Raw genomic sequence first — 11,162 nt, 5'->3', positions numbered from 1 at the left:
AGGCGTGACTGAACTCAAACGTCTGCATTCGCTCGACGCAGCGCGTGGCATCGCCGCGCTGGCCGTTGTGGTTTGGCATTGGCAGCACATGTATCTGATCGGTGGTGGCAAGCTCACCGACCGCACCGTGCAGCCGTTCTACGAGCTGCTGTTCCCGCTCTATCAATACGGCTGGCTGGCGGTGGAGTTTTTCTTCACGCTCTCAGGTTTCGTGTTCTTCTGGCTGTATGGGCAGGCCATCAGCCAGCAATCGCTGGGCCTGGGAAAATTCTGGCTGGCGCGGTTCTCGCGGCTTTATCCGCTGCATTTCATCACCCTGATCGTAGTCGCCCTGCTGCAGGTCAACCTGATGAGCCGTGGCTATGACAGCTTCGTCTATGGTGGCACCACCTGGCCCAATTTCGGGCTCAACCTGCTGTTTTTGCAATATTTCGTCCCGGGTTGGACCTTCAATGGCCCTGAATGGTCGGTCGGCGTCGAGATCCTGCTTTACGTGCTGTTCTGCTTTTATTGCCGGCTGCTCAAGCCGCACTGGATTGTGCCTCTGCTTGGCGCAGTGATCGTCGGCCTTTGGGTCATGCAGACGCAATGGGCACTCGGACGCGGCATTATCGGCTTCTTCGCGGGGGGCGTCGTTTATGAAGCCTGGCGCCGGCTGCGCGACCGACAGTGGATGGCGCGGCTGGTCACGCCGCTGTTCGGCCTGACGGTGGCCTTGTGGCTCTATGCCCTCGTCGAAGCAGGGTACCACCCACTGTCAAACTGGCTGAGCAGCCTTGGGATTATCGGCTGGTGGTGGGTCGAAATGATCTTCCGCCTCGGGCTCGTGCCGCTGACCGTTTTCGCCCTCGCCCTGCACGAAAGCCATGGCGCAAAATTCTGGCAAAAACTGTCACCCATCGGCGACCTGACCTATGCGCTCTATCTGTGGCATTTCCCGCTGCAGCTCGCCATCGCCTCGGCGGTGATGCTGGGCGGCGTGCCGCTGGCGCCGATCCAGAGCCCGCTGGGCTTCGTGGCGTTCTTTGCCGTGCTGATCGCCATCTCCATCGCCAGCTATCGCTGGATCGAGCGCCCCGCCCAGACCTGGATCCGGGACCGCGTCTCGGCCCGTCGCGTCGCGGTCGAAGACCCGGCCTAAGCCTTGCCGCTCAGGCGGCTATCCAGCAGATCGCCACTGGCGCGCAGGATCGGATAGGCGACGCTGGCGAACAGCGAGTTGATGGTCTTGAGCGCCCGCAGGGTTTCCAGATGGATATTGCTGGTCTCGATGCTGTCGCTGGCTCCAGCCTGTAGCCGCAGCAAATGCTGGCCGTGGCTGGCGCGTTCGGCCCAGCCCATGGCTTCCTTTTCCGACAGCAGCTTGCGCGCCGATTCCCGATCCTGCGACACCAACACGTTGAGCGCCAACTGCATGTTTGCCATCACCCGGTGATGAAGTTCGTTGAGTTCGCGCCAGCCTTCCGCCGAGAATGACAGCTTTTGGTCGCGCCGCCGTTCGGCCAGCCGCAGCAAGGTTTTGGAAATGGCGTCGCCGACATATTCCAGATTGATGGCAAAGCTCGACAGGTCATGCGCACGCCGCACCTCGTCAGGGTCGTCGCCGAACTGGATTTGCGCTAGGTAAAGCTTGATCTCCTGCTGGGCCTGGTCGACCGCATCCTCCATCTGCCGCGCCTGGCGGATTTTCTCGCGGTCGCCGGTTTCATACAGCTCCATCAGCGGCGCTAGCATGCGCTCGATGATTTCGGCCATGCGCAGCAATTCGCGCGTCGCGCTGGCCAGCGCCAGATCGGGCTGGCTGACCACCTTCTGGTCGAGCGCGCTGGTGGCACCGGCCAGCGGATTGGCCATTTCCTCGGCCGTCAGTTTCGGCTTGATCAGGCGTTCCATGAGCGTCGCCACGACGTCGGTCAGCGGCAGGCCAACCAGCAGGACAGCCAAGTTGAACGCCAGGTGTAGATTGATCACCTGCCGGGCCACGTCACTGCCCAGCCAGGATAGGTCGGGATTGAGCAAGTGATAGGCCAGCAGCACCGCGACAGCACCCAGCCCGCGGAACAGCAATTGCCCATAGGCAATCCGCCGCGCTTCGGTGGTACCGTTGCCGGTCAGGCCCATCCCCGCCAGCGTCCCACCAAGATTGGCGCCCAGGATCAGCGATATGCCAAGCTCGATCGGCATCACGCCCTGCGCCGCCAGCGTCACGATCAGCAGCGCCGAAGCCACGCTGGAATGTACCAGCCAGGTGAACGCCGCCCCGATCAGGAACGCCGTGACGAAGTCGCCGCTGAGATAGTTCACAATCACCGGCAGTTCGGCATTGCCGCGCAGCGGCGCCGTCGCCTCGCCGATCATCTGCAGCGAAATCAGGATCAGCGCGATCCCGATCAGGATGCGCCCGAACTGGCGCTGTTCGCGCGCCGTACCCTTGAAGAACAGGCCACCACCGGCGAGCAAAAGCAGGGGCACTAGCCAGGTCAAATCCACCGACAGCACCAGCACCACGATCGAGGAGCCGAAATAGGCACCCAGCATCAGCGCCAGCCCCGTCGCCACGCTCATGATGCCGATGCCCGCAAACCCGGCGGCCAGCACGGCCACCGCGGTCGAACTCTGCAATAGCAGCGCGATAATCGCACCAATCCCTGCCGCCTTGACCTTGCTGCCCCGGCTTTCGCGCAATGCGCGCCGCAGGGCCGGTTCCTGGCTCCGCTCGACACCGGTTCGGACCATTCGGACCGCCCATAGCAACAGTGTCGCAGCGCCAGCAAGATGCAAGATCAGCAGATAGATGTTCATCCCGGAAGTGGTCCTCGGTTCATGGCAGGGGGACGCAATCGGCACCGGCAATATCGGCGAGGAATGCGAATTGGGCAGCAAGACCGGCGGCGCCGGCAATAATGGGCCCACCTTCATTAAGCGACGCAGCAAGTGGCGGCATTGCGACCATGGCCCCCGCTTCACGCGCAATCAAGGCCCCCGCCATCATGTCCCAGCCGTTGAGATGCTGTTCGTAGTACAAATCGGCGATCCCGTCGGCCACGCGAACCAGGCCGATCGCCGCTGCGCCCATGCGACGGTAGTCAATGCCCAGATCGTAAAGCCGTTGCGAGACGCCCTGATACACCGCAAAGTCGGTGCGGCGCGAATGGCCCAGAATGGCAATCGCCCGCGCCGGATCGGTTACGGACGACGCGCGGATCGCCTTGCCATCCTTGAAGGCGCCCTGCCCTTTGACCGCCGAATAGACCTTGTCCACCGCCGCGTCATAGATCACCCCGACGCGGATTTCCCCGTCGGCCACATAGGCCATCGACACACCCCAATGGCGGAAACCGCGGATATAATTGGTGGTGCCATCGATGGGATCCACGACCCAGAAGCCAGGCCCGCTCGGCGTTCCACCGCCTTCTTCACCCATGAAGCCGTCATCGGGGAACAGGCGCGCCAGCGTGGTGCGGATGGTGTCCTCCGCCTGCCGGTCGGCAATGGTGACGAAGTCCTGCAGGCCCTTGTTCTCGACATTGAGCGCGCCGCTGTCGCGGAATGCCGATGCGGCGCGTCCCACCTGGCGCGCCAGATCGATCGCGGCGTTGACGCGCGCCGAAAGGCCCGGGGCTTTGGTTTCGGCCTCAATCACGCGGTCTGCCTCTTGATCAGGGAAACGGGGGTAAATTCCACCCGTGCGGTCATTGTCGGATCGGCCATGCGGCTGGTCAGAAGGTCGATGGCCTGCTCGGCCTGGATATCGCAGGGCTGCAAGATCGTCGTCAGCTCATAGGCACCCCACCCGGCCTGCGGGATGTTGTCATGCCCGATAATGCGCAGTGGAGGTGCGCCGCGCGATTTGCGCTGTCGGGCAAGGCCGTCAATCACCCCGCAGGCCAGGTAGTCGTTGATGCAGAACAGGCCATCGATATTGGTGCCGTCAAGTTTCTCGGCGCCATCGAAGCCGTGTGCATAATCATTGCGCTCTATGGGCAGCACGTCGGCCACTACGCCCATCGCCTTGCAGCGGGCAAGGAACGCCTCCATGCGTCGCCGCGCTGTATAGGACACGCCAGCCGCCCCCATCACAGCCGGACGCTTGGCGCCACCGTCGATCAACTGCATCGCGGCGATCTGCCCGGCGGCCTTGTCGTCGGAGACCACTCGGTCCACCAGGGGAATGTCATCGCCCTTGTTGATGAGCACGATGGGCACGCCATTGTCGGCGAACTCTTCGCACAGCGAGGTCGGGGGAGCATCCGACGTGACCAGCACACCGGACACCGCATAATGCAGCAATTGGGCAATGACTTCGGCCTGGTCCTCCGTATCGGTCGGCAGCAGCACCGGCCGGAAATTACGCGCCAGCAGCGCCCGCGAAATCTGCTCGATCTGCAAATTGCGGAACGGATTATCGAGGCCCGCCGCGACGACGCCGACGAAATCAGAGCGTTGATTGGTGAGGCTCCGCGCCAGGTAATTGACACGGTAACCCAGATGCTTGGCCGCCTCATGCACCTTGGCGCGCGTTTCGGCTGAGACGCTGGCATTGGGCGTGAACGTGCGCGACACCGCCGCGCGCGACACCCCGGCGCGTCGCGCCACATCGAACGAAGTCACCTTGCGCGAACGGTTTTCGGTGTCGCTCATGATGCCTTGGCCTGGTTCTGGAATAAATCGGGCAGGTCGGTGCAAATTCCCAACACGGGCAGCATGACGATATCGGCGATGATATCCGGCCGCTCCTCATGCCATAGCACGATGCCCCTGCCGGCACTGCGCGCCCTGGCGATCAGCGCCGCATCCACCAGGTCCTGCGGTCGCGGCCCGGCATTTTCCCAGCACAGGTGAATGATGTCGGCTCCGGCGCGGTCGGCCAGCGCATGCGGATCGTGTCCCACGCGCACCAGCACCGACAGCGGATAATCGCAGCCGCTGTCGCGCAACTCGCGCACCTGCGCCACGTCGAACGAGCCCAGGCAGGCGAAACGCTGCTCGTTTGCCAGCAATTCCTGCCACACCAACTGGCCGGTGCCCGCTGCCTTCAGTTCCACATAGAGCCCGCAATGGGTCTCGCGAGCCAGCGCCGCGACTTCGGCAAAACTGGGCACATCCGGCACGACGGCGCGCAATTCGGAAAAGCTGAGCTTGGAGATGTGCAGGTCCTGCCCAAACACGCGCTGCAGGTGATCGTCATGGCTGACCACGCAAATGCCGTCCGCCGTGAGCTGGGTGTCCAGCTCCCACATGCGGGCGCCCATATCTGCCGCCAGTTGAAACGCCGCCAGCGTATTTTCGCGCTTGTGGCCGCTCGCGCCGCGATGTCCGATGGTCATCGGCAATTCGGCCGCCGTAACCGGCCAGCCATAGCGCAGCGCTAGTTCATGCACATAGGCCGGGATCATAGCCGCGCTCCGTCTTCGCCGAACACCATCACCTTGGCGCCGCTGGCGCTCCAGGCAACCTCGTTGCCCACCGCGATATCGCCGCGCACCGGCTGGATCGAGCGCAGCATGCTGCCATCGGCCAGCCGCACGTCATAGAGGTTCTCGCGGCCCTGGGTTTCCACGAACGCGATTTTGCCCGGGATAGCGATATCGCCGAGCGGTCCAAAATCCTCGGGGCGAATGCCCAACGTCAGCTTGCTGCCATCGGCGGGGCTGAGCGTGCCCGCCGGCAGCGGCAAGCGAATGTCGGAATTGTCCAATGCGAAGCCGCCGTCTTTGGCGGTACCGCGGAGAAACGCGATCGGCGGATTGCCCAGGAACCCGGCCACAAAGGCCGTACGCGGATTGTGATACATCTCGGTCGGCGTGGCTAATTGCACGATTTCGCCCGCATTCATGATGGCGATGCGGTCGCACATGCTCATCGCCTCGACCTGGTCGTGGGTGACAAGTATCGCCGTGATCCCGGTTTCCAACTGGATGCGGCGGATTTCCGAGCGCATTTCCAGCCGCAGTTTCGCATCGAGGTTGGCCAGCGGCTCGTCGAGCAGCAGCACATCGGGCTTGCGCACCAGCGCCCGGGCCAAGGCCACGCGCTGTTGCTGGCCGCCCGACAGTTCCGCCGGACGCCGCCCGAGCAGGTTCTCGATATGCACAAGCGCGGCGATCGCATCGACCTCGCGCTTGATCTGGTCGGGCGCGACCTTCTTGACCTGCAGCGGAAAGGCGATGTTCTCCGCCACCGTCATATGCGGATAAAGCGCATAAGACTGGAACACGACCCCGACGCTGCGCGCCTGGCTGGGCAGATCGGTGACATCGCGGTCGCCGAACAGGATGCGCCCACCAGTGACCTTGTGGATGCCGCAGATGGCAAACAGCGTCGTGGATTTGCCGCAGCCCGAGGGGCCGAGCAAAGCCAGCATTTCGCCATCGGCAACTTCCAGCGTCAGGTCCTCGATGACCTTGGTGGTGCCGAAACTCTTGGAGAATTTATCGAGCAGAATCCGCATCAGCCCTTCGAGCCCCCGCCATAGATGTTCATGAGGTGCTTCTGGAAAAACAGGAACAGGATCAGCACCGGGATGATGTAGAAAACGCCGACCGCCTTGAACAAGGACAGGTCGAAATTGTTGTCGTCGGCGATCAGGCTGGCGAGATAGACGCTCAGCACCTGCGCCTTGGCGCCGGGCGCCAGCACCTGCGGCAGGATATATTCGCTCCAACTGGAGAGAAACGCGAACAGCCCCAGGGCCATCAGCGCCGGCCGCACCTGCGGCAGCACCAGCCGGCGGAACACGGTGAAGCGCGACGCCCCATCGGCGATCCCCGCCATTTCGATTTCCCACGGCACGGTGTCGTAAAAGCCCTTCATCAGCCAGATGCCGAGGGGCATTTCCAGCGCTGCTTTGACCAGGATCACGCCGATCAGGGAATTATACAGCCCCACCATCTGCAGCACGAGGAAGATAGCCACGATCAGCGTGACCGATGGGAACGCATGCAGCACCATGACGCCGGCGAGGAAGAAGCCACGCCCCGGCACGTTGAGGCGGCTGAGCACATAGCCGGCGGTCGAGGACACCAGCAGCACGATGATCGTCACCGTGGTGGCGAAGACCAGCGTGTTGAGTGCCACCGGCCAGATGCTCGGCCGATTGCCGCGTGCCTGCCACAGGAAGTCCCAGTGCCGGAAGGTGATCGCATTGGGAATGAGCGAGCCGGGCGCGGAGTCGGTGATCGTATCGATGAAAAAGTAGAGATACATCACGATCAGCGGCAGGCTGACGATGGCCAGCGCCAGGATCACCGGCCAGCTCTTGAAATTCGCCGAAACTTGGGTTTGCGTGGCCATATCTATTGCTCGATCAGCGGTTTGGCGACCAGCGCGTTGTAATTGAACACCCGCAGATAGATCAGCGACAGCGTGACCCCGATCACCACCAGCACCAGCGATAGCGCCGTGCCATAGCCGTATTCGAGGTTGCCCGCATAGTTGTTGAGCGCGGTGTGATAGGTCATCAGCGACCACACTTCGGTGGCGCCGCCCGGCCCGCCCTCGGTCGACAACAGGATCAGGTCGAACGAGGCCAGCAGCGACAGCGTCTGGTAGCAGGTGACGAACAGGATCGGCCAACGCATCTGTGGCAGGATGATGTAGCGGATCTGCTGCCAGCGGCTCGCGCCATCCACCTCGCTGGCATAAAACTGCGATTTCGGAATGGCCCGCAGCGCCGACGAAAACACCAGCATGCCCATCGAAGCGCCCACAAAGCCATTGATCAGGATGACGAACACCCAGGCATTGGTCGAGCTATCCAGCATCCAGTTTTTCGGCGCCACGCCGAACTGCCCGAGGAACATCGAGATGAACCCCGTGTCCCAGGCTAGCCATTTCCACATCAGCACATAAATGACCGGCGGCGTGATGCGCGGCAAAAGCCAGATCGAGCGGAAAATACCGCCCGTCGTCTCGGGCATATAATAGGTGGTGATCGCCAGGAACATCGCATAGCCGGTATTGAACAGCACCAGCACGATGGCGACGTAGAACACCGTATTGATCAGCGTTCGCAAGGTATCGGGCGTCGACACCATGCGGCGGAAATTGTCGGTGGTCCAGGTCCAGCCCGAATAGCTGGAGGCGGCGACCGCGTCGCGCTCCGCTGGCGTCACCTCGACGCCCAGCGCATCGAGCCCAGCCAGAAGATCACCCTCGCTTTCATAACGGGTATCGAGCAGCGAGCGGTTGAACTGCTCGGAGATCTGCTTGACCTCCCGCGTGCTCGGCCGAGCATCCAGCCCCTTGATCATCCGCTCGGCTTCACGCCGCGTCGGAAACACCTCGCCCAGATGGGTGCGCATTTCTGTGATCGCGGATGCGTCGACGCCGGCGCTCTCCAACGCCGTGAGGCCCCGTTCGTCGATCACATAGCTCGGCTGGCTCAGCCGTTCGGCCAGCTCGGGAAATCCATAACTATCGCCCAGCCGTTGCAGGGAGCTGGGACCAATCTGATAGGCTCCGCCGGTAATGCCGGTCGCGGTACTCATATTGGTGAACGAGAACACCGCCGTCAGCGCCACCGGCACGAGGAAAAACAACACCACCAGCACAATTGCCGGCGTCAGCAACATCAGGCCGAGCGATCTGGAACTGTTCATCGAGGCCTCCTGCTGCCGGGAAGGACCGGCGGGATTGCTCCCGCCGGTTGGATGGCGCGACTAGCGAATGATGATCGCGTCGCCAAGGCCGCTCTTGAGCGTGGTTTCGACATCGGCGATGGCCTGGTCGACCGTCTTGGTGCCGGTCCACGATGCCTGCAGGCCCGCCCACATCGCATCCCAATAGACGCCGAAATTGGCGTTGTTCGGCATGGCAGTGGCATAGGGCAGCAGGCGCTGGCTGGCCTCGGAGGCCCAGCGGTTGTCGCTATAGAGCGCCAGCGTCGTCTCTTCCTCGGAAATGCCGAGATGGGCCGACTTGATGGCGTGCAGCACGTTGATCTGCGGCTCGGACGCGATGGTGATCAGATCGGCGGCGATCTGCACCAGCTCTGCGTCCTTGTTGGCAGTCAGCAGGTAGACCAGCGGATGGGTCAGCGTATTGGCCTTGCCCTCGGCATCGCCAGCCGGGATCAGCGAGAACTGCACATTGCCGAAGAAATCCTGCATGCCTTCCTGGTTGACGTAACGGGCATAATGCCAGGTGCCGCCATGCCAGATGCCAGCCTTGCCGGCGCCGATATCGGCCCACCAGGTGGCGTCGTCCATGCCGATATGGTTCTTCTTGGTGACGCCCGCGGCGACCGCATCGACGAAGAACTGGTAGAACTTGGTCATCGCGGCCTTGTCGAACACCAGCTTGCCGTTCTCCTCCAGCGTACCGCCGAAGCTGCGGTAAAACTGCCAGTAATCGGGACCATTGGACGGGCGCGGATAGAAGCCATAGCCGGGCTGCACGACGCCGGCGTCCTGCATCTTCTTGGCGTCTTCGATGACATTGGCCAGCGTATAGCCGCCGTCCTGGATCTTCTGCGGCAATGCATCGAGATCGGCATCGGTGTAACCGATAGCCAGCATCGAAGGCCGCCAGAAGAAGAAGGGCCGCGACTCGGCATCCTGCGGAATGCCATAGACGCTGCCGCTATAGGAGGCGATTTCCATCAAGTTCGGATAGATGGCGCTAAGCGGCCAGGCATCGAGATCTACATAGTCCTCGACCGGCACGATCAGGCCCGACTGCGCCCAGGGGGCAATGTCTTCATGGCCGGACACCACGATATTGGGTGGATTGCCGGCTTCGGCCGACAGGGTCAGCGCCTGCTTGAAATCGGGCCAACCCGGATAGGTGGTCTTTTCGACCGTGATGTTGAGCTCTTCGCCGCGAATGGCGGCTTCACGCTCCAGAATGTCGGCCGCGATATCGATCGCATCGACGCGATAGACGTCGTTTGGCCCGGTGCCGCCAGCCCAAACGCTGATCGTCACGTCCTTGGCCAGAGCCGGGCCGGCGAGTGCCGCCGTCACGGCAACAAGTGCGGTCGCCCGCATCAAACCTCTTAGAATTGTCATCCGTATTCTCCCATTGAGCCGTCAGGTGGCTGGTCCCAGAACAGCCACCCATCAAGCTGATGCCGGCCGCAAACTCCTCTGGCGCAAGTCCAGCTTATGGTGCTGTAGGGGCCGTTCATAACGGCCTCGTGACATTTTGCGCACGTGTACAAAGAAATCCCGTCTCATGCGGAATTGATCCTTTGCACACGTGTACACTGACACGCCGGACCGGGCCGGTCAATTGCCCGGTCGCGCGCCTATCCTCCGGCCATCGGCAACAATGTCCGTGGATTTTGTGCAGGACTTTCGCTTTGGCCAAGGGCACATCGGCTGGTTGAAAGCCGCTGTCCGGGTTAGTGTCGCCGGGTATTGCGAGCGGCGAGACCATGACAGCTTCGATCTATCCCAGCGATTTCTACAGCAACCGCCGCGCCGGCACCGCCCACGCCGCCGCGCGGATTCTCTCGGCCCTGCCCGCCAGTCTGCCCCGCCGCGCGGTCGCTGATATCGGCTGCGGCACCGGCACCTGGCTCGCGGCCGCTTTGGCCGATGGTGCCGCAACCGCCTTCGGTATCGAAGGCAACTGGGTCACGTCCGATCAGCTCGATGATCCCCGCATCGTCTTTGCGCCCCAAGACCTGGAGCAGCGCTTCACCGGACCCCGCGTCGACCTGGCCATGTCGCTCGAAGTCGCTGAGCACCTGACCCCCGACCGCGCCGGGAGCTTCGTTGCCGACCTTGTCGCGCTCGCACCCGCCGTGCTGTTCAGCGCCGCCATTCCAGGCCAGGGCGGCGTCAACCATCTCAACGAGCAATGGCAGGGCTATTGGGCCGCCCACTTCGCCAGCCACGGCTACAAGCCGTTTGATGTCGTTCGGCCCACCATCTGGACCGACGAGCAAATCCCTGCCTGGTACAAGCAGAATGTGGTGCTGTATCTGGATGCGGACACCGCCGCACAACTGGGCCTCGCCGCGACGCCGCCCGCGCTGCTCGACCGCGTCCATCCGCTATTCTGGGAACGCGCCAATCGTGAACTCAAATATGCCGGGGCGCTACCGGAGTCGGAATATCTGAAAAGACAGGCTGCTGGGACGTTGTAACCTATCCATCAGTCAACTCCCTCCCCCTTCGCGGGGAGGGATCAAGGGTGGGGGGAAGTTTAGCCCG

The 11,162-nt window shown here is 62.7% G+C and carries 10 protein-coding genes; 2 read left to right on the top strand and 8 right to left on the bottom strand.

The window, feature by feature from the left end:
- The first annotated feature begins 4 nt into the window (after positions 1-4).
- On the top strand, positions 5-1,141 hold the full coding sequence (locus JWR51_RS03165) for an acyltransferase (RefSeq protein WP_299743546.1): 1,137 nt from the start codon (positions 5-7) through the stop codon (positions 1,139-1,141).
- On the opposite strand, the gene JWR51_RS03160 is transcribed toward JWR51_RS03165, so the two are convergent.
- The 8 genes from JWR51_RS03160 to JWR51_RS03125 are packed head-to-tail and all read right to left on the bottom strand — an operon-like array spanning position 1,138 to position 10,010.
- Positions 1,138-2,802, bottom strand: a complete 1,665-nt coding sequence (locus JWR51_RS03160; RefSeq protein WP_299743543.1) for a Na/Pi cotransporter family protein — start codon at positions 2,800-2,802, stop codon at positions 1,138-1,140. The genes JWR51_RS03165 and JWR51_RS03160 overlap by 4 nt on opposite strands.
- Before the next feature lie 19 nt (positions 2,803-2,821).
- The gene (locus tag JWR51_RS03155) at positions 2,822-3,640 is read right to left on the bottom strand and encodes an inositol monophosphatase family protein (protein ID WP_299743833.1); all 819 of its coding nucleotides are present in this window, start codon (positions 3,638-3,640) and stop codon (positions 2,822-2,824) included.
- Complete coding sequence (locus JWR51_RS03150) at positions 3,640-4,641, bottom strand: LacI family DNA-binding transcriptional regulator (RefSeq protein WP_299743540.1); 1,002 nt, start codon at positions 4,639-4,641, stop codon at positions 3,640-3,642. Before JWR51_RS03150 ends, JWR51_RS03155 begins: the two co-directional genes overlap by 1 nt.
- Positions 4,638-5,396 (bottom strand): glycerophosphodiester phosphodiesterase, encoded by a 759-nt coding sequence (locus JWR51_RS03145; RefSeq protein WP_299743537.1) that lies wholly within the window; start codon positions 5,394-5,396, stop codon positions 4,638-4,640. Before JWR51_RS03145 ends, JWR51_RS03150 begins: the two co-directional genes overlap by 4 nt.
- The gene (locus JWR51_RS03140) at positions 5,393-6,451 is read right to left on the bottom strand and encodes an ABC transporter ATP-binding protein (protein WP_299743533.1); all 1,059 of its coding nucleotides are present in this window, start codon (positions 6,449-6,451) and stop codon (positions 5,393-5,395) included. Before JWR51_RS03140 ends, JWR51_RS03145 begins: the two co-directional genes overlap by 4 nt.
- Positions 6,451-7,293: a carbohydrate ABC transporter permease gene (locus tag JWR51_RS03135; protein WP_299743530.1), complete on the bottom strand. Its 843-nt coding sequence runs from the start codon at positions 7,291-7,293 to the stop codon at positions 6,451-6,453. Before JWR51_RS03135 ends, JWR51_RS03140 begins: the two co-directional genes overlap by 1 nt.
- A 2-nt stretch (positions 7,294-7,295) precedes the next feature.
- A complete protein-coding gene (locus tag JWR51_RS03130; protein WP_299743527.1) occupies positions 7,296-8,600 on the bottom strand; it encodes a sugar ABC transporter permease in 1,305 nt (434 codons plus the stop codon).
- A 60-nt stretch (positions 8,601-8,660) separates the two neighbouring features.
- On the bottom strand, positions 8,661-10,010 hold the full coding sequence (locus JWR51_RS03125; RefSeq protein WP_299743525.1) for an extracellular solute-binding protein: 1,350 nt from the start codon (positions 10,008-10,010) through the stop codon (positions 8,661-8,663).
- Between the two features lie 368 nt (positions 10,011-10,378).
- On the opposite strand from JWR51_RS03125, the gene JWR51_RS03120 reads away from it, so the two are divergent.
- A complete protein-coding gene (locus JWR51_RS03120; RefSeq protein ID WP_299743522.1) occupies positions 10,379-11,095 on the top strand; it encodes a class I SAM-dependent methyltransferase in 717 nt (238 codons plus the stop codon).
- Positions 11,096-11,162: the final 67 nt, after the last annotated feature.

The sequence above is a fragment of the Devosia sp. genome, assembly GCF_028290625.1.
Taxonomy (GTDB): domain Bacteria; phylum Pseudomonadota; class Alphaproteobacteria; order Rhizobiales; family Devosiaceae; genus Devosia.
Note: the sequence above shows the minus strand (reverse complement) of the source record. Positions and strands in the feature narration are given on the sequence as shown.

Excerpts from the sequence above, each read along its gene's own strand:
- JWR51_RS03160 (WP_299743543.1), bottom strand. The coding sequence starts at position 2,802 with ATGAACATCTATCTGCTGATCTTGCATCTTGCTGGCGCTGCGACACTG.
- JWR51_RS03125 (WP_299743525.1), bottom strand. The coding sequence starts at position 10,010 with ATGACAATTCTAAGAGGTTTGATGCGGGCGACCGCACTTGTTGCCGTG.
- JWR51_RS03145 (WP_299743537.1), bottom strand. The coding sequence starts at position 5,396 with ATGATCCCGGCCTATGTGCATGAACTAGCGCTGCGCTATGGCTGGCCG.
- JWR51_RS03150 (WP_299743540.1), bottom strand. The coding sequence starts at position 4,641 with ATGAGCGACACCGAAAACCGTTCGCGCAAGGTGACTTCGTTCGATGTG.
- JWR51_RS03135 (WP_299743530.1), bottom strand. The coding sequence starts at position 7,293 with ATGGCCACGCAAACCCAAGTTTCGGCGAATTTCAAGAGCTGGCCGGTG.
- JWR51_RS03130 (WP_299743527.1), bottom strand. The coding sequence starts at position 8,600 with ATGAACAGTTCCAGATCGCTCGGCCTGATGTTGCTGACGCCGGCAATT.
- JWR51_RS03140 (WP_299743533.1), bottom strand. The coding sequence starts at position 6,451 with ATGCGGATTCTGCTCGATAAATTCTCCAAGAGTTTCGGCACCACCAAG.
- JWR51_RS03120 (WP_299743522.1), top strand. The coding sequence starts at position 10,379 with ATGACAGCTTCGATCTATCCCAGCGATTTCTACAGCAACCGCCGCGCC.